At 63.8% G+C, this 18616-nt stretch carries 11 protein-coding genes; 10 read left to right on the top strand and 1 reads right to left on the bottom strand.

What is annotated here, in order from left to right:
• Positions 1-256: 256 nt before the first annotated feature.
• A complete protein-coding gene (locus Q0629_RS00290; protein ID WP_298777496.1) occupies positions 257-5596 on the bottom strand; it encodes an MG2 domain-containing protein in 5340 nt (1779 codons plus the stop codon).
• Between the two features lie 270 nt (positions 5597-5866).
• On the opposite strand from Q0629_RS00290, the gene rapZ reads away from it, so the two are divergent.
• From rapZ to Q0629_RS00240, 10 genes are all read left to right on the top strand, one after another.
• The gene (gene rapZ, locus Q0629_RS00285) at positions 5867-6754 is read left to right on the top strand and encodes an RNase adapter RapZ (protein WP_298777493.1); all 888 of its coding nucleotides are present in this window, start codon (positions 5867-5869) and stop codon (positions 6752-6754) included.
• Positions 6751-7854 carry a gluconeogenesis factor YvcK family protein gene (locus Q0629_RS00280; RefSeq protein WP_298777491.1) on the top strand — a complete coding sequence of 368 codons (1104 nt, stop codon included), beginning with the start codon at positions 6751-6753 and terminating at the stop codon, positions 7852-7854. The genes rapZ and Q0629_RS00280 overlap by 4 nt, the downstream gene beginning before the upstream one ends.
• 13 nt (positions 7855-7867) lie before the next feature.
• Positions 7868-8809 (top strand): DNA-binding protein WhiA, encoded by a 942-nt coding sequence (gene whiA, locus Q0629_RS00275; RefSeq protein WP_298777499.1) that lies wholly within the window; start codon positions 7868-7870, stop codon positions 8807-8809.
• Between the two features lie 8 nt (positions 8810-8817).
• Positions 8818-10002: a phosphoglycerate kinase gene (locus tag Q0629_RS00270; protein ID WP_298777488.1), complete on the top strand. Its 1185-nt coding sequence runs from the start codon at positions 8818-8820 to the stop codon at positions 10000-10002.
• 36 nt (positions 10003-10038) lie between these two features.
• Positions 10039-10818, top strand: coding sequence for a triose-phosphate isomerase (gene tpiA, locus Q0629_RS00265; RefSeq protein ID WP_298777486.1), 780 nt, complete (start codon positions 10039-10041; stop codon positions 10816-10818).
• A gap of 43 nt (positions 10819-10861) precedes the next feature.
• Positions 10862-12832: a hypothetical protein gene (locus Q0629_RS00260; RefSeq protein ID WP_298777484.1), complete on the top strand. Its 1971-nt coding sequence runs from the start codon at positions 10862-10864 to the stop codon at positions 12830-12832.
• A 121-nt stretch (positions 12833-12953) separates the two neighbouring features.
• Positions 12954-15560 (top strand): adenosylcobalamin-dependent ribonucleoside-diphosphate reductase, encoded by a 2607-nt coding sequence (locus tag Q0629_RS00255; RefSeq protein ID WP_298777482.1) that lies wholly within the window; start codon positions 12954-12956, stop codon positions 15558-15560.
• Positions 15561-15690: 130 nt separating this feature from the next.
• Entirely contained in the window at positions 15691-16752 is a 1062-nt protein-coding gene (locus Q0629_RS00250) for a nitronate monooxygenase family protein (protein WP_298777481.1), read from the top strand.
• A gap of 72 nt (positions 16753-16824) precedes the next feature.
• The gene (locus tag Q0629_RS00245; RefSeq protein ID WP_298777479.1) at positions 16825-17598 is read left to right on the top strand and encodes an MBL fold metallo-hydrolase; all 774 of its coding nucleotides are present in this window, start codon (positions 16825-16827) and stop codon (positions 17596-17598) included.
• 21 nt (positions 17599-17619) lie between these two features.
• On the top strand, positions 17620-18462 hold the full coding sequence (locus Q0629_RS00240) for a methyl-accepting chemotaxis protein (protein ID WP_298777477.1): 843 nt from the start codon (positions 17620-17622) through the stop codon (positions 18460-18462).
• Positions 18463-18616: the final 154 nt, after the last annotated feature.

Genomic DNA, 18616 nt, shown 5'->3' with positions numbered 1-18616 from the left:
GGCTCCCTTCAGTGCCTGAAACTTCATCAGGCCGCGCGAAGCGCGTGGGGATTGGGGCGTAGCCCCATTTTAAAATTTAGGGAAGCACTGAAGGATACCCTTCGTTTGATGCTCCTTGATTGCTTTTAACAACTTTTTAAGATTAATCAGCGCTTCCCTAAAATAGGTCGAGCGACCTGCATCTGAAGCAAAAGGGGCGGACACCTTAAAGGCGTCCGCCCCCGTTTTACCTTCGCTTGATCCCGTCAGCCTGCACTTATTTGATGGTCAGGTCGGGCTGCCCCCGGCCCGTAAAGTGTACGGCCGGATCGTACATTCCGGTCGCTGAGATCGGTGGAACGACGAAGGTCCCGCGGGTGACGGCCCGCACCTTGAAGCTGTAGGTCCGCTCCCCCCCAAGGCGATCGAAGAAGAGCAGGAGGCGGTCGTCCCGGACGTCTCCGACGACGCCGTAGGACCCGGCGGCATCGTCCAGGCCCGGATCCAGCCGCGGATTCTCCAGCTCAAGGCCCGCCGGGAGCAAGCAGGAAACCGCCAGTCCGCTGACGGGCAGAGAGGGCTTCAGGGTGAGGACCGCCTGCATCCGCGTGCCCTGTGGGATGGGCTGCGTGAGGTCCAGAGCCCCGCCCTTCTCGTCGTACCACGCGCACTCGACGTCGATTCCTCGCTTCTCGGCCTTGGGCTGGGACTTGGGCGTCCCCATGACGTTCCAGGTGTAGTACCCTCTGCCCGTACCCTGCACGTTCAACGTGACGCGGGCGGGCAGTTCGGACGCGGCGATGGAGGAAGCGCTTCCGCTCTTGTAGGTCAGCAGGTCCTTCGTCCCATCGGTCAGAGTCCCCTGGAGGTTCGCCTTCTCGGCGCCGACCTTCAGGTTGTAGCGCGCAAGCGCCATCAGGGCCGCTGCGTTGTCCTGAGTGCTGTACCACCGATTTTCCTGTCCCCACTTCACGAGGGACGCCGCCAGCGCGACAGCCTCGGTGGCTTGTGGCTCGACCTCCATCCAGAGCGAGAGGAGCTGCGCCGCGTTTCGGACGTCGGATTCGAGCGTCCGCCAACGCGCCGCCTGGGGAAGCTTCGAGTCAACGGGAGCCAGCTCACGAAGTGCATCGCCCCGTCCGTCGATCACGGCCTGGGCGCCGGCTAGCCAGATTCGGCCCGACGGCCACATGTTCTCCCGATTCTCGCGCAGGTACTCGATCCAACCCAACGGCTTCTCGCCATTTCGCGCGAGCACGTAGGTGGCATACGCCTTCGCCGTGAAGTCGTCCTTTTCCGCCGTGGGATAGTCGTCGCCAGGCATGGAGGCGAGGAACTGGTGCAGCCAGTTCATAGCCCCTGCCAGCATGTCCTTCGGGCAGTCCACTCCCGCCTGCTGCGCCTCCACCAGGAAGTGCGCCGCATAGACGCTTCCCCACACGTAGGGGTGTCCCGTCCCGGGCCACGTCTCAAAGGAACCGTCGTAGAGCTGCATCGACTGCAGCTTCGCCATGGCGGTCTCCATCCGGTCGCGCACCAGCTGGTCGTTGACCAAGAGCGGGTCCAGTGCCGACACGGCGTCCGGCAGCACCAGGAAGGGCCAGGACGCGGAAAGCGTCTGCTCCAGACAGCCGTAGGGGTAGTTCAGCAGGTAGGTCACTGCCCGCGTCAGGTCCACCATGGGCGTGTCCGCGAGGCTAAGCGTTCCGGAGATAGTTCCTGAGAAGTCCGACACCGGGATGTCGATGGGGGTCGTTCCGGACTCGAAGACTCCGGAGCCCGATCGGGACACGACGGGCCAGGGGGAACGAATGGGCAGGTCGATCGTCTGCCGGTACTCCTTTTGTCCGCCTTCCTCGGTCCATGAGGTCACGACGTCCCAGCTTACGTCCCCCGGCTCCAGCACGCTGACCTCGGTCTCCCAGCGGGCTTGAGCGCCAGGCTCGACGCGAAGGGTCTTCTGACTCTCCGCAACCTTCAGGCCGCCCTCCGCGGAGATGGAGAGCGTGACGTCCCGCGCCTCGGTGGAGGCGTTGAAGATCGACAGAGGCGCGACGAAGACGTCTCCCGGCGCGGCAAAGCGCGGAAGGTTCACCTCGGTGACGACGCTGCGGGCGATTTGCACCGGCTGTTCGGCCATCCCGAAGTGATTCTGCGAGGCGACGACGGCGAAAAGACGACCGCGTCCGCTGAACTCGGGCACGTCGAGGTCCGCCTTCACCCGTCCCTCCGCGTCGGCGGAGAGCAGTCCCTGGAAGAGCGAGAGTATCTTGAAGCGCTGCACGTTTGAGCCTGCTCCCGCAAGGGCCGCCATCCCCGCGCCGCCGGCGGGGTGCAGCGGTTCCGTCGCGCGGGACTCCACGGGGATCAGGAGGTCGTAGAGGTCATACCCCTCGGAATTGAGCTTCTTCAACCCCCAGAAGTGGTTCAACAGGTCCGGCGTCTTGTACCCGGTCAGGCCGAGGACGGCGTCGTCCACCAGCGCCAGCGCCACATCTCCCTGAACCGGCTTGCCCTCTGCGTCCTTGAGCGTCAGGCTGACCGGCAGGGTCGAGGCTGGCTCCACCTTGTCCACCGCTTCCATGGCCACGTCCAGTTTGTACGGCGTCAGGTCCGCCTTGAGGCGCGCGGCGCCGACGGCGCGGTGCGTCCCCCAGGCGGAGGCGTCCTCCTCGCTGACGGGGCGGACGAGCCACGCCGTGATCCAGCCGTTGGGGACCATGTCCTGCGTGACGGGGACCTCGACCGTGATCTCGGGGTCGTCCACCTTGCGGACCTGGCGGGAGATCGGGCGGGCCCCTTCGACGCTGAACAGCAAAAGACCTTCAAAAGGAGTGGTGAGCGTCACCTTTGCCGTGTCGCCGACCCTGTAGAACTCCCGATCCATGGAGACGCCCACGCGGTCCAGGATGGGGGAGCCGCCGCGCTCGGCATACCTCGCGTCGCTGGCGTAGAAGCGCATCGCAGCCCGCGCGTTGTCGTCAATGTCGGACACCCGTACCAGATAGGTCCCCCACTCCTCGGGACGGAAGGAGACGGAGCCAAGGCCGTCCTTCAACGTCACCGGCTTTTCCTCGACAAGGGTCAGCTCCTCAGAGCTCTGCCAGCGCCGATAGCCATCCACCTCCACGATGTTGTAGTTCCACCTGACGCGGTAGAGCGAGGCGGTGAGGTCGCCGGGGTCGGCGGGCTCTTCCTGGGGATCGATGGCAGCGATCCGGAAGGTGAGGTCGTGGTTCACCGCCATCTGCTCCTCCGTTGCCGCAATGCCCAAAAGCCAAGAGGTGGGGAAGTAGGGGAGGGTGATGGAATCGCTGACCCACCGCCCGCCGTCCTCCATAACCTCCGTCCGTAGGGTCACGGCGATGGTGGAGGCCGCCTCCCATTCGGCGTCGAGGGTCAGCGTTGAGGTGGCCCGCCCCGAGGCGTCGAGCTGCCCCTCATCCATGTCGTTTCGTGCGCCCTCAAACTTCCTTGAGCTGTCGCCGAAGGTGTAGCCCTTCCACCGATCCTGCGTCGGCTCGAAGGGGGAGTCCTTGGCGCTCCAGAACGTCTTGTAGCGCAGTCCCGCCCCGTCGGCGCCGAAGAGCCAGCGCGCGGTGATGGCAGCCTTGAAGTCGTCCCCGTGGGTGAGGGCTTTCGAGTTCGTGCTCATCTTCACTTCAATGCGTGGCGGCGCGAAGTCCTCCACGTGGAAGTTCATGGACGCCATGGGGCTCTCCTCGCGTCCGGGGACGGAGATCACAGCCGACCAGAGCCCCGTCAGCGCGTTTGCGGGGAGTTTCAGCGTAAAGAGGGCGCTGCCCATATCGCTCAGCGTCATCGTCTGCTGTTCCGTGCGGCGCCCCATGGGGTCGCGCACCGTGAAGAGGACCGGGAACGGAGCGGGCGTGGAGAGGTCCGTGCCGCGGACGATGGCCTTGAAGGGGACCTCTTCGCCTGTGCGGTAGATATCGCGCGGCGCGAAGAGGATGGCGTCATACCCCTCCCGGAGCCAGGGGCGCCCCGCCGTGTCGAACGTTTCCTGCGAGAGCAGGCTCCGCGTGAGCTGCACGTAGGTCAGGTCTCTGCCGCTTGAGATGACGGCAAGGCGAGGCTGTTCCCCCGCGTCCGTGCCCCATGGTTCCGGTCGATCGAAGGCAAAGATGCCCTCCGCGTCCGTCTTGCCCTGGGCGATCACCTGGTTGGCTCCGGAGTAGATGCGGACCTCCGCGTCGGACACGGGCTGCGTGCCCGAGAGGGTGTTGACCCAGAGCATCAGTCCGTCCTCCCACACGCGGGCGACGGCTCCCAGGTCGCTGAGGTTGAGGATCTGGTTCTCCTCGTCCCAGTACTCCGCATCCAAATCGCGCACGGAGAGCAGGAACAGCCCCCGGTCGCCGCTGGCGAGCTCGTCCACGGCTAGGCTGCGCCGCACGTGCTCGTTCAGGGGCAGGTCGAGCTTGAACTCGCGGCTGTACACCCGTCGCGCCAGGTCCTTCGAGAAGCTGTTGTAATCTCCGCGGATAACGTAGGGGATGTTGTTTTCATAGAGGCGCCACAGGTTCACCTGCAGCTTTTTGACGTTCACCAGCTCCAGGGGGATGAGGCCACCGCCCATGGCGGTGAGGTAGGTCCCCGACGTGGGGATGGAAACGCTGGGCTCCAGGTCCGGCATGATGACGGCCTGCTTGAAGTCCTCCTTCAGGGCAAGCCCGCCCTCCTTGGAGGGCAGCCCCCGTCGCAGCGTCACGACGAAGCGGCTGCGCGGCTCGAAGTCCCCGCGAATCTGAAGGGCGTTCCCGCTCCAGTTGGAGTCCAGACGAAACTCTACCGGTGGCTCAATGGCGACGAAGTCCCGGACGCTCTCCGGATCGATGGGGAAGTTGAAGGACGCCTGGATCAGGCCCTCATCTCCCTGGATCCCCTCGACGGTCAGTTGGGGTTCAAGGACTACCCGGGACGAGAAGTCCTGCGCAAGGCCCAGGTTCCCCTCGCCGGAGGTCAGGCCCGCCGCGATACGAACGGTCAGCGTCTGGCGGGACAGGCTTTGCCCCAGCGGCACGAGGACCTGAACCGATCGGTTTGGAGCGGCGCCCTGAAGGGAGAAGTGGAGCTTTTCTCCTTTCTCGTTCACGATCTGGAGGAATCCCTGCAGGACCGCCGGCGCCACGGGCATGTTGAACGCGAGGGTGAGGCGCGCGCCGTCGCGTCCCATGACAGCCTTGACCGCGGTCGGCGTCAGGGGGTCCGTCTGGAAGGAGAAAGATCCGGACGGGATCTGCTTGCCCTTTCGGTCCGTCAGGCCCTCCCGAAGGCGCGCCGTGTAGGACGTTCCCATGCGGAGCGGCGTCAGGAGGCGCGCGGTGAAGGTGGTTTCGTTCTGCCACTTCCCCTCGGCCTGTATCGCCGGCGTCACCTCGAAGGGGAACTCCTCAACCCCCATTGCCCTCCCCACGTCCTTCTTCGCGGCGACGGCGTTCTTAAAGACCAGACGGAAGGAAACGTTGTCCGAAACCCTCCCCGTCGGGGCAAAACTCTGCACCCCGGCCGGAAGGGCAGCCCGGCCCGGCGCCGCCCCAAGGCAGAGGCAGAGCACCGCAAGGATCGTTGGAAACAACCACTTTTGGAATCGCATGACAGTCCTCCTTAAAAATTAAGATAGAGTGATAATAACCGAATGACGAAACAAAATAGGGCGCTACACCGTAACTATTATAGGCGTTCACGGGGTTTAATCCATGGGTGGTTTTTCCAGCCCCTGCAGGCCCCGCGAAAGGGCCGAATGCCCCTCCCGCTCAGGGGGTTCTAGTGTAGAATAAACGGGAACGAGAGGGAACGGGCAGGGGAGAGCGACGGACCCGCCGCCCCTCGATGCTGTACCCGCTGCAACGGAGGTGAGGACGACGTGAACGAACAGCGCAAGGGCATCAGGCAGTTCATCATCGTGACGGGTATGTCCGGGGCGGGGAAGACCATGACGATGAAGGTCCTGGAGGACTTCGGGTTCATCACGATAGACGGGCTTCCGTCCGAACTGTTGCCCCAACTCTTTCAGCTCTTCGCCCATCGGCCCTCCGCCGTCGAACGGGGGGTAGCCGTGACCCTCGACGTCCGCAACGTGGAGAACGCGGCAGACTTCACCAAGATCGTTGATGACCTCAACGCGGTCGGAACGAGGGTGCGCATTCTCTTCCTTACGGCCTCCGACGAGGAGCTTCTGAGGCGCTACGAGAGGACCCGGCGCATCCATCCCCTGGGTAAGCACCTGTCCACCAGCGACGGCATAGCGCGAGAGCGCGACTTTCTAGCCCCCGTCCTCGAACGGGCGGACATCGTGATCGACACGTCACGGATGGACCTCCCCCAACACAGGGAGCGGCTGCTCCTCGAGTTCTTGAACGAGGCGGAGGAGGAGGTGTCCCTGCTCTTCAGCTCCTTCGGCTTCAAGTATGGCGTCCCCCAGGACGCGGACTTCGTCCTGGACGCTCGCTGCCTCCCCAACCCCTACTACGTCCCGGAACTCAGGCCCCTCACGGGGTCCGACCGCGCGGTTCAAGACTACCTGCGGTCCTTCCCGGAAACGAACGAGTTCCTGGAGCGAACCGGAGGGTTCCTGGACTTCATCATCCCGCAGTACCTGAACGCGGTGCGGGGGCAGCTGCACATCGCCGTGGGCTGCACGGGAGGGCGCCACCGTTCCGTTGCCGTGACGGAGTGGCTTTACGAACGCTATGCGCAGCCCTCCAGGGGCGTCAGCCTCCTCCATAGGGACAGGGGGCAGGGGACGACATGATGCTCGACTGGGCCCTGGGGTTTGCTCTGGGGATATTCACGACCCTGTTCCTCATCGTGGCCTTCGACGTGCGGATCTTCAGCCGGAGGGCGCGGGCGGAGGACCCGTTTCGAGGCGCCATCGCCCGCAGGCTGGCGACGGGCCCTTCCGTGGTCGCCGTCGGCGGAGGGACGGGACTCTCCACCCTCCTGAAGGGCCTCAAGGCCTTCACGAGGAACATCACGGCGGTGGTGGCGGTGACGGACGAGGGGGGAAGCTCCGGACGGCTCCGCACCGAGTGGGGGGTGCTGCCGCCGGGCGACGTCCGCAACTGCATGGTGGCCCTGGCGGAGAACGACAACGCGCTGAAGCGCATCCTGGACTTCCGCTTCGACCGCGGCGACCTGGCCGGACACAGCCTCGGCAACCTGCTCCTGCTGGCCGTCACCGAGATGTGCGGGGATTTCCGCGTGGCCGTGGAGCAGATGAACCACCTCCTGGCCATACGGGGGAAGGTGCTTCCCGTGACGACGGAGGACATCACGCTGGTGGGCCGGACGAGGGACGGAACGCGGGTGAGGGGAGAGCTTGAGATATCGGAGCGCGGGCGGGACCTGCAGGAGATATGGCTGGAGCCCCAGAACGCGGGCCCGCTGCCCGACGTCATGAGCGCGGTTGACGGCGCAGACATCATCCTTCTGGGACCGGGCAGCCTGTTCACCAGCGTGATCCCCAACCTGCTATTGCCGGCGTTCGCGCGGAAGCTCCGGGAGGCCCCTGCCCCCAAGGTCTACATCTGCAACCTGATGACGCAGCCCGAGGAAACGGAGGGGATGAACGTCCTGCAGCACCTCGAATGGGTGGCTGCGGCCCTGGGCACGGTCCCGGAGTGCGTCATCGTCAACAGCGACCCCTTCCCCGACGACGTCCTCTCCGCGTATCACGAGAGGGGAGCGGACCCGCTCTACCTGGACCACCACCAGCGCGAGAGGATACGCAGGATGGGCTGCATCTGCATCGAGGCCCCCACCGCCCTCATCATGGACGCGCAGCTGGTGCGACACGACCCGCAGAAGCTGGCCGCCATCGTCTTCCGCATCTGCCGCCACATGGAGGAATAGCGCCGTGCACTCCATGATCGAGGAGCTGTGGGACGAGTGGAGCGCGTGCCCCGGCGATGAGGCGCCCCTCGTGGAGGCGGAGTGTGGCGGGCTCTTGTCGGGGCTCCTCACGGCGCGGGGCGACCAGCTTGTCCTGGGGACCGCCCGGCTGTGGCTGGCTCGCCGCCTCCTGAAGCTGTGGCGCCGGACGTCCTGGTTCGACGCGGGCTGGAACATCGCGGACGCCGTGACCCTGCCCGCAGAGAGCGGGGGGCGGGTCCGGATACGCATACCGATCGAGTTTCGCGGGGAGCTCCTGGCCCTGGCCGCCGGGCTGTCCAACGACGGGCTTCCCCTCTCGTCCCGGCACTGGGCCTGGCTGCGGGGCCTGTGGGGGAGTTGCGGCGGGCTCTACCTCCCGCGGACGGGGTACTACCTCGTCCTGCGCGTCGCCTTGGACCCCGTCGCGGAGGCGCTGCGAACGCTGCTCGGGAGGACGGATCTCCACTGGCGGGAGAGGCCCTTTCGCGGCGCGCGGGAGATGCTCCTGCGAAACCAGGAGGGCATCGTCACGTTCCTGTGCAACCTGGGGTTGTCCGCCGTTTCGCTGCAGCTCGAAAACAAGGCGATCATACGCTCCATGCGGAACCAGGCCAACCGGGAGCGCAACTGCGACACGGTGAACATCAAAAGGCACCTGCGCGTCGCGGCGGAACAGATGGAGCTGGCGCTTGCGGTGTCCGGCGCGGGACTGTTGCCCGGCCTGCCGCCTCTCATGCGCCGGATCGTCGAGGTTCGTCTCGCCAACCCGGAGGCATCGCTCTCGGAGCTGGGGGAAAAATTATCCCCCCCAGTTACAAAAAGTACTGTAAAATATCACTGGAATCGTCTGCACGATTATGTGACCTCTCTGCCGTCCCGGCCATGGGGGCCTCCGGGGGATGGCGGCATAAAGACTTCATCGATAGGGAGCTGATGTTCGCGATGAAACTGAAGACGTTTGACCAGGGGGACGTCCGGGGCAAGAAGGTTTTGATGCGGGTGGACTTCAACGTCCCCTTCAAGGACGGGAAGGTGACGGACGACGCGAGGATCCGCGCCCATGCCGGCACCCTGAAAAAGCTCATGGACGCGGGCGCGAAGGTCGCCCTCGTGTCCCACTTCGGGCGTCCCAAGGGACAGGTGAACCCCGCGTTTTCCCTCGCGCAGATCGTCCCCGACGTGGAGAAGGCCTATGGACTGAAGGTGCGGTTTGTGGACGACTGTGTGGGGCCCAAGGTCGAGGCCGCCATGCGGGACCTCGGCAAGGGCGAGGTGGTCCTGCTGGAGAACTCCCGCTTCCACCCGGAGGAGGAGAAGGACGACCCCGCCTTCGCGGAGCTGATGGCGAAGCCCTTCGACGTGTTCGTGATGGATGCGTTCAGCGCCGCTCACCGTGCCAACGCCTCGACGGCCGGCGTCATCCCGCACCTCAGCTCCTTCGCGGGGGACCTCTTGGTGCGCGAGGGCGAAATGCTGGGCGCCGTCAGCGAGAACCCGGCGAAGCCCTACGTGCTCATCCTGGGCGGCGCCAAGGTTTCCGACAAGATCGCCGTGGTCGGCAACCTGTTGGACAAGGCCACGGTCATCCTGATCGGCGGCGGCATGGCCTACACGTTCCTCAAGGCGGAGGGGAAGGAGATCGGAAGGTCCCTCTGCGAGGAGGACCGGCTGGACTTCGCGCGAGAAACGCTGAGTAAAGCGAGATCCATGGGCGTGAAGGTGCTTCTGCCCGTGGACAGCGTCGTCGCCTCGGGGCTGGACGCGACGGAGACGCGGACGGTCGCCAGCGACGCCATGCCCGCCGACATGATGGGGCTCGACATCGGGCCCAGGACGATCGCGGAGTTCTCCGCCGCCCTCAAGGGCGCGCGGTCCGTCCTCTGGAACGGCCCCATGGGGGTCTTTGAGAACGCGCTCTTCGCCGAAGGGACCAGGGCGATCTGCCGGGCCGTTGCAGACTGCACAGCATCGGGCGCGGTCACGGTCATCGGGGGCGGGGACACCGCTTCGGCCGTCCGCCAGTTCGGCTTTGCCGATAAGGTTTCCCACGTTTCGACGGGGGGCGGAGCAAGCCTCGAGTACTGCGAGGGCAAAAAACTTCCGGGCATGGCCCCCTTCGAGCTTTAAGATATCCTTATACACTTTTGCAGGGGAGGACGAACGATGAAGAAAATTTACCTCTACGGCAACTGGAAGATGAACATGACGAGGGCGGAGACGGAGGCCTTCTTCAAGGCCTTTTGGGACGCTGCCGAGCCCTGGGCTTCAAGGCTGGGAAAGGAGCTCGAGGTTGCCGTCTTTCCGCCGTTCACCTCAATCTGGGCGGCCCGCGAGGCGGCGGCGCACTTGAAGACCCCGCCCATCATCGGCGCTCAAAACGTCTACTTTGAGCCACAGGGGGCCTTTACGGGCGAGGTCTCCATCCCCATGCTGAAGGAGGCAGGGGTGACCCACGTCATCTTGGGCCACAGCGAGCGGCGTCACATCCTGGGGGAGGGCGACGAGCTGATCGCAAAAAAGGTGAAGGCCAGCCTGGACGCGGGGTTGACCCCGGTGCTCTGCTACGGCGAGACCCTGGAGGAGCGCGAGGGAGGGGAGGCGTTCTCCGTTATGGAGCACCAGCTTCGCTCCGCCCTGACCGGGCTCTCCGCGGAGGAGTGCGGGAGGATCGTCTACGCCTATGAGCCCGTCTGGGCCATCGGCACCGGGAGGTCCGCAACCTCGGTCCAGGCCCAGGAGGTCTGCGCCTGGAGCCGCAAGCTCGTTCGGGAGATCGCTAAAAAGGGAGAGCTTGGCTGCGTCGTGCTCTACGGAGGGAGCGTCAAGGGCGCCAACGCCAAGGAGCTCCTCTCTATGGAGGACATCGATGGCGCGCTGGTCGGCGGCGCCTCCTTGAAGCCGGAAACGTTCCTGGAAATCTACGACGCGTACACAAAGGGGTAATATCGGGGCTCTACAAAGAATTTCAGTGAGGAGGAAAGTTTTCATGTCAAACCTGAAGAAGACGCTTTTCAAGGCTGCGCTCGTCCTCTGTCTGACGTTGGGGGTTGCCTCGTCGTCCTGGGCCGCTCAGCCCTTCGACGCGCTGAGCACGAGGCCGGAGAAGTCCGTCTACGCGGTGCTGAACCTGCAGGACGTGGGGGAGCTCGTGCGCTGGGCGCTCTCCCCGGAGAACCTGGCGGTCCTCGCCCCTCTCGGAGGGGAAATGGACGCAGCCTCCATCAACGTCTTTGCCGACGCTCTGAAAAAGGTCCCGGCGAAGGGCGTCGCCATCCTTGTGGGGACGGACGATCCGAAGGCCAAAACCGGTTCCATTCAGGTTGCGGCAGCCTTTCCTCCGGAGCTTCAGCCGCAGCTGGACCTCGTCGCGAGCGGTAAGGCGTCGCCTGACGACCTGTCGCTGCTCCTGCTGGGGAGCAAGTCTGATGAGTCCCCCTTGGGCGGGGCCTTTTCGCAGGTCGAGCCCATGGACGGCATGATCAAGGTCAACGGCGCGGTGTTCCTCGGAGCGAAGGACAACCTGCTCCTGGCGGCCCTCACCCCGGAGGACCTGAAGAGCGCCCTGGCAGCCCTCGGCGACAGCGGCAAGAGGCTGTCGATGAAGCGCCGCTTTAAAGCAGGGGACTTCGCCTTCTTCCACCTGGACCCTGACCTGGCTGACGCCATCGGCAAGGCCAGAGCGTCCGAGGACGGCGACGTGACCTGGACGGAGGAGGACTCGAAAGCGCTGCGGGAAACCTTCCGCGCCCCCCTGGACCTTGAGGTGGCCTTTGAGGGCTTTAAGGACCGATTCCTCGTTTCCATGGGAGCCAACGTCGAGGAAGCCATGACGAAGGAGTACCTTGCGAGTTGGGAGGGCGTCGACCCCGTGTCGGGGGGGCGCATCCTCCCGCTGGGGGAGGGCAGTCCGCTGATCGCCGGCGGCGGCTATCTATCGTCCCAAGCGCTGGATTCCAATCCTCGCCTGAAGGTGTTGTGGGACGGCGCCGTCAACGAGCTCAAAGGGATAGGCATCACGGAGGCTGAGGCGAAGGCGCTCATCAACGGGGACTTCTCCCTCTCGGTTGGGGGGAACATCTCGCTGAAGTGCCTTATTGGAGTGGACGCGAAGCTTCCGGGTGTCTTCGTGACCCTGACCCGTAGCAACGGGGCGGCTTCGGCCTTCCTTAAAAAGCTGGAGACGAGCGAAGCGGTGCCCGTGAACCCGGCGAAGGCGGATGGCTGGGATCAGATGCTTCAGGCTGACGCTACCAGCATCCCGCTCCCGCTCTTCATGGGCGTCAAGGGTGAGGCGTTGACGCTGGGGCTCTGCGACCCCACGTCCCTAGCCAAGGCGCCCGCTCCAGGGGCGGCCCTTTCGGAGCTCCTGAAAAAGGATTCGGTGGGGGCGTTCTTCATCGACTTCGAGGGGATTCGCGCCTTCCTGGCGGACGAGAAGAACGGCATTGCCGCTGCGCTCTCCCTGTACGATGCGGGCCTGGCAAAGCGTTTCAAGGACGCGCTAGACGTGCAGCTCTCCGTCCCCTCCATTGCGCTGTGGGCGCCAACCGTCGACACCAGCTTCCTGGAGTTCAGGCTTGCGGATATTGATCCGGCAAAGGGCCTGTGGGCCAAGGCGGTGGAGTTCTATCGTTCCAGCCAGGGGCTCTCTCCGCTGGAGCAGCTGTCGATGGCGCGGGAGGTCGCGAGTCAGGCGTTCCAGGAGCCTAACGCCGACACGAACGCCGCGGAAACCCTGAAGCAGAAGCTGGAGGACGCCGCCGTCGTGCAGCAGGGGAACAAAATCTACGTCGGCACGCTGGCAGGCAACTCGCGAGAGGAGCTGCAACAGGCCGCCGAAGAACAGGGGCTTCTGGGCTCGCCCAGCCTGGAGATCCTCCCCGACGACAAGCCCTACGCGGGACAGGAGGCCGTCTGGATCGTGCTCGATATCCCGCAGGGAAGCGCTCAAAAATAGTTCGACCCCGATAACGAAACAGACTCGGATACGCACGACGGCATCCTCCGGTCCCCCTGATCGGGGGATGCCGTTTTGACGAAGGCCCGAAGGCCTCTGAAGGTCGGGCCATGTCCTTTGCTTGAAGAAGGGGAGTTGTGTTTTGGAGCAGTTCATCAAGGAGCATTTTGACGGCCGCATCGCCGCGGAGTGCCTGGAGACGCCCTCCGTGCCCCGCCTCTCCGAGAACGCCATGTGGCTCTTAGCTCAACGCTATTTCGTCCAGCGCTACGATGCGTTGGCGAAGGGGCTTCGCAAGGAGGCCAGCTTTGAGGAGTTCGCGCGCCGCATCTCGCGGACCATCGCAAGCGCGGAAACGCAGTATCTGGACGCCGCAGCTTCGGAGTCCCTGGAGTGGCTCAGGACGCTTGAGAAGAACATCGCAAACGACATCCTGTCGCGCCGATTCCTCTTTAACTCCCCCTGCCTTTTCAGCTCGGCCGCCGGCCTGACCGCAAAACCTGAGTTCGCCGAGCTCGTCTATAAACCGGCGGATCAGATGTCCTTTGAGGACTACGACCGCCTGTTCAAGTCCCGGACCAAGAACCAACAGCTGTTCGCTTGTTTTGTCATCAGCATCCCGGACAGCATCGAGGGCATCTTTGAGTCCGTCAAGGACGCCAGCGTCATCAGCAAGTTCGGCGGCGGCGTCGGCAGCAACTTCGGCCACCTCCGGGAGCACGGTGCCGTTATCGGCTCCGGAACCGGCGGACAGGCCTCCGGACCCGTTTCCTTTATGGAAACCTGGAACACCATGGGAGCCGTCGTCGTCCAGGGCGGAAAGCGCCGCGCGGCGCTGATGGGGATGCTCTTTGACGATCACCCCGATATCTATCAGTTCGTGGACTGCAAGACGGAGGACGGCAAGCTCTCCTACTTCAACATCTCCGTGGCGATCTCCGACAAGCTGATGCGCGCCGCCGAGGAGGACGGGACCTTTGACCTGCACTCCCGAACGGACGGCAGCGTCGTCCGGACCGTTCGCGCGCGTGAGCTGATGGACCACATCTCCGAGAGCGCCTGGAAGCGTGGAGACCCCGGCGTCTTCTTCATCGACCGGGCGCGCCAGGACAACCTGCTGAAGATGGACCCCGACTGGGAGATCGAGTCCACGAACCCCTGCGGGGAGCAGCCGCTGCCGAACTACACCAGCTGCAACCTGGGGTCCATCAACGTGGAGGCCTTCGTGCGCGACGGCGAATTCGACTGGCGCGCCTTCGAGGATCAGGTGTTCCGGTCCATGTACTACCTGGACCTCGTCATCGACGCCTGCAGCTATCCGTTGCCGAAGATAGGAGAGAGGACCCGAAAGATCCGCCCGGTGGGGCTGGGCATCATGGGGCTGGCCGACGCCTCGATCCTGCAGGGGATCGTCTACGGCGGAAGGGAGTTCGACGACTACTGCCGGAACCTGAGCGGCATTCTGGCGCGTTCCGCCCTGGTCGCTACCGTCCAGATGGTCTCCGACGCCGGCAAGGACCCCTTCCCGGAACGGGGCCTGGTTAAGGACCTGTTCGATGCTTTTCGCGAGGAGATCGAGGGGGAAGGGAGGCTCTTCAGTGACGGCACGCTCTTCAGCGATGCGTGGTTCGAGCGCCTCTCCAGGGACGAGTACCGCGAACTCCTCTCGCACATGCGAGGCTCAGACCTCATTCCTCTGACGCTGATCAACACGCTTGAGGAACTGCTGAACCCCATCGAGCCACTTTCCTTTGATGACGTCAAGGCCGTCCTGAAGGGGCTGGTCCGCGGCGAGATGCGCAACAGCCGCCGTCTTTCCATTGCGCCGACGGGGTCGATCTCCATGATCCTGGACGCGAGCTCCGGGATCGAGCCCAACTTCGCCTGGTCGTGGAATCGACGCATCGCAAAGGTCGACGGGTCGGGCACCGAGGACCGCGACTTCTGGCACAAACTCCTGACGGCCGAGCAGCGCGAGGAGTACCGATCGACGGGGAAGCTGTCCAACCCGGCCTTCGTCACGGCCTATGACATCTCCACGCAGCAGCACGTGAATGTCACGGGCATCTTTGCGCACGTCGTCGACAGCGGCATCAGCAAGACGGTGAACCTGCCCAACGCGGCCCAGGTGGAGGACGTGCGGCGCGTCTATCGGGACTGCTACGCCATGGGCTGCAAGGGGATCACCATCTACCGCGACGGCTCTCGCTCCTATCAGCCCATCGAGATCAAGACGGCGGAGGACAGCGCGCCCTCCCAAAAGGTGAAGGAGCGTCCGGGGCTGGTCGTCTTCGGCAAGACGATCAAGGAGAGCACGCCGTGGGGGAGCATTTACATAACGCTGAACTTCGACGGCAGCGCGCCCTTTGAGATATTCATCAACGTGGGCAAGAGCGGGTCCGAACTGAAGGCCATGACGGAGGCGCTTTCGCGCGTCATCTCGATTGGCCTGCGATCCGGATGCCGCCTCGAGGACTTCATCGACACCTTGAGGGGTCTATCGGGAAAGGAGTATTGGATGTTCGGCTTCGACGAGGAGCACGTGGCCCGGTCCATCCCGGACGCCATCGCGCTGCTTCTGGAGAAGCTGATCGAGCGGAGCGAGCCCGCAGCGGGCGGCCGGGCGGTCCACGAGGGAGGGGCGGTCTGCCCCGAGTGCGGGGCGCCCATGGAGATGATCTCCGGCTGCGCCTACTGCTTCAGCTGCGGCTACAGTCCGTGCAAATGACGGAATCCACCGTGCAGCGACCGGAGCGGCGAACGCTTTATGCTATACTGATCGGGCGCCTTGGCGGCCAGGTTTCTCTTAATTTATTCGCAGAGGAGTGTTTTCTCAGGTGCATACCGATGTGCCCGTTTTGAAAATAGGAAAGTATCGACCGCGCTATCCGCTCATTCAGGGGGGGATGGGCGTCGGCATCTCCGGCGCGGGTCTTGCGGGCAGCGTTGCAAAATGCGGCGCCGTGGGCACGATCGCGAGCGTCGGGCTGTGCCATAACTCCCCCCTTTTCAGCGTCGCGAAACACAATTACTTTGAGGCAAACGCGATCGTCATCAAGGAAACGTTGGCCAAGGCCCGAGAGCTGGCGGGCGCGGACGGCGTGTTGGCGGTCAACTGCATGGTCGCTCTGACCGACTACGACACGCAGGTGCGCGCAGCGGCCGAAGGAGGGGCGAACATCATCATCTCCGGCGCAGGACTGCCCCTCCGTCTGCCGGATTACACGAAGGACTTTCCGGACGTCGCCCTCGTCCCCATCGTCAGCTCCGCTAAGGCTGCGAGCCTGATCGTGAGGCACTGGGAGAAGAAGTACGGCAGGACTCCTGACGCCTTCGTCGTGGAAGAGCCTGCCACGGCAGGGGGCCACCTCGGCGCCACGACCATGGAGCAGGTCTACGACCCTGCGCTTTCCCTTGGCGTCGCCGTGCCGGAGGTGGTCAAGTACGTCGCGGAGGAGATGCACTCCGACGTTCCCGTCATCGCTGCAGGCGGAATCTGGGACCGCTCCGACCTGGAGCGGGTCTTCGCGCTGGGAGCAAAGGGCGTTCAGATGGGGACGCGCTTCGCCTGCACGGAGGAGGGGGACGCCTCGCCAAGGTTCAAACAGGCCTACATCGACGCGACGGCCGATGACGTCGTCCTGATTCACAGCCCTGCGGGACTTCCGGGGCGTGCCATCAAGAACCCGTTCGTGGCCGGCTACCTTGAAGGGCACGTGGAGAGCAAGCCCTGCATGGCCAACTGTCTGACGCACTGCCGCTACCGTAAGACGAGGGAAACCTTCTGCATCGCGGCGGCTTTGGTGGACGCCTTCAACGGCGATTGGGAAAACGGGCTCTTCTTCTGCGGCAGCAACGTGACGAAAGTCCATAAAGTGGAGAAGGTCCAGGACATTATCTCCGAGCTCTTCCCGGACTGACCGGACCACCCGCGCGAAGGCGGGGGAAGGCCACGCCGAGAACGGCTATGCGGAGGATGGAGGCAGATTGAAATGCAGCAACTGGAGTCGTTCCCTCTTTTCGAGCAAAAGGATCACCGCTTCATCATGCTGGGGTGGGAGGAGAAGGAGGACGGCATGGCCGTCCAGACCAACCAGTACGTCATAACCTCCGGAAAAGAAATCGTGCTTCTCGACCCGGGCGGGGCCCACGTGTTTCCCCGGGTCTTGGCGAACGTTGCAGAACTCGTGGACCTCAAGGCCATCAGCCATATCTTTTATTCTCATCAGGATCCCGACGTTTCCTCGGGTATCACCCTGTGGCTCTCCATGGCGGAGAGGGCCGTGGTCCACATCTCGGAGCTGTGGGTGCGTTTTCTTCCGCACTTCGGCATCTACGACGGGCGGCGTATCGTCCCCATTCCCGACGGGGGGAAGTCCCTGAGCCTGTCGAACGGGGCGAAGCTGGTGATGGTCCCCTCGCACTTTCTCCATTCCACGGGGTGTTTTTCACTTTACGACTCGCTTTCGAAGATCCTCTTTACGGGAGATATCGGTGCGGCGCTCTTTCCCGAGGGGAAGCGCTATCCCATCGTGACGGACTTCGAGGCCCACCTGCCGCTCATGGAGGGCTTCCACAAGCGCTACATGGCCTCCAACGCGGCGTGCCGCAGCTGGGTGCGTCGCGTGTCCACCCTGGACGTCGAAACGATCGCCCCCCAGCACGGAGCCGTAATCCAAGGCCGGGAGAACGTCAAAAAATTCCTCTCCTGGTTCGAGGGGCTTCGGTGCGGAACGGATATCATCGACCAGATTTACGGACGCTGAGGCAAAAAGGAGGGGCCTTCCATGACGGAACAAAAGAGCCTGGAGCTGATCCACGTTCTCTCAGGGGCGTATTTCGCGGGCGTTCAGATGGACTCCTTCATGTCGCAGCTGGACGAGGTGCTCGTTTCCCGGGTCCTCAAGGTGGAGGAGCGGGTTCAGGACACCTCGAACCAGTTTACCACCCTCTATGGCGTTTTGCAGGCTTTGAGGGAGGACTTCGCGTCCGGGAGCCGGGATGCGAAACAGGGCGTCGAGGCCATCAACACGATCAATGCGAACCTGATGGAGGAGATGGCGAAGTCGGGCACCAGCCTGGAGGGCATGAGCGAGACCGTCGCCAACACGCTGAATGCAACCATCAAGACCCTGGAACTGTTCCTCGAGATCGGCAAGATATCCCACAACATTCAGCGCATCGCGAGGCAGACGCATCTTCTGGCCCTCAATGCCTCCATCGAGGCGGCCCGGGCAGGGGAGCACGGCAGGGGATTTGCGGTCGTGGCCCATAACGTTCAGGAGCTGGCTGCCGAGACCAGGACGGCCTCCGAGTCCATCGACGCCAAGGGCGAGATATCCGGGGCCGTCCAGGGAACGATGGAAAATATGCGCAGCATCAACGAGCTGTTCGAGACCATTCAGCGGACGTTGTCCTCATTCTCGGACTGTCTTTCCAACAACAAGACGACGATGGAATCCATGGAAACGATGATTGAAGACGCCGGCGAGAAACTGAACCGGACTTCCGCCGAAATGGAAGGAGCGATTGAAACCATGCACGAAGCGTCGAGCAAGGTCGGCGCCATGGCCTCTACGATCTCCGCCATCGTCCAGGCACAGCAGAACCTGAAAAAGATACGGCTGTGAGTTCGGGGACCATCATTATTTGTAACATAAGATACATTATAGGACATTACTAAAAAGGAAAGAACTTTAGCCCTCGGCCTCCCGCTCTTCGGGAGGCCTTTCTCGGCTATTTCTTCAGGGACTGAAGCAGCCTCAGAGCGTTGGACCGGACGAG

Origin of the sequence: uncultured Fretibacterium sp. (genome assembly GCF_938030725.1) — a bacterium.
GTDB lineage: Bacteria > Synergistota > Synergistia > Synergistales > Aminobacteriaceae > Fretibacterium.
This window is presented reverse-complemented; position numbering and strand designations above follow the sequence as displayed.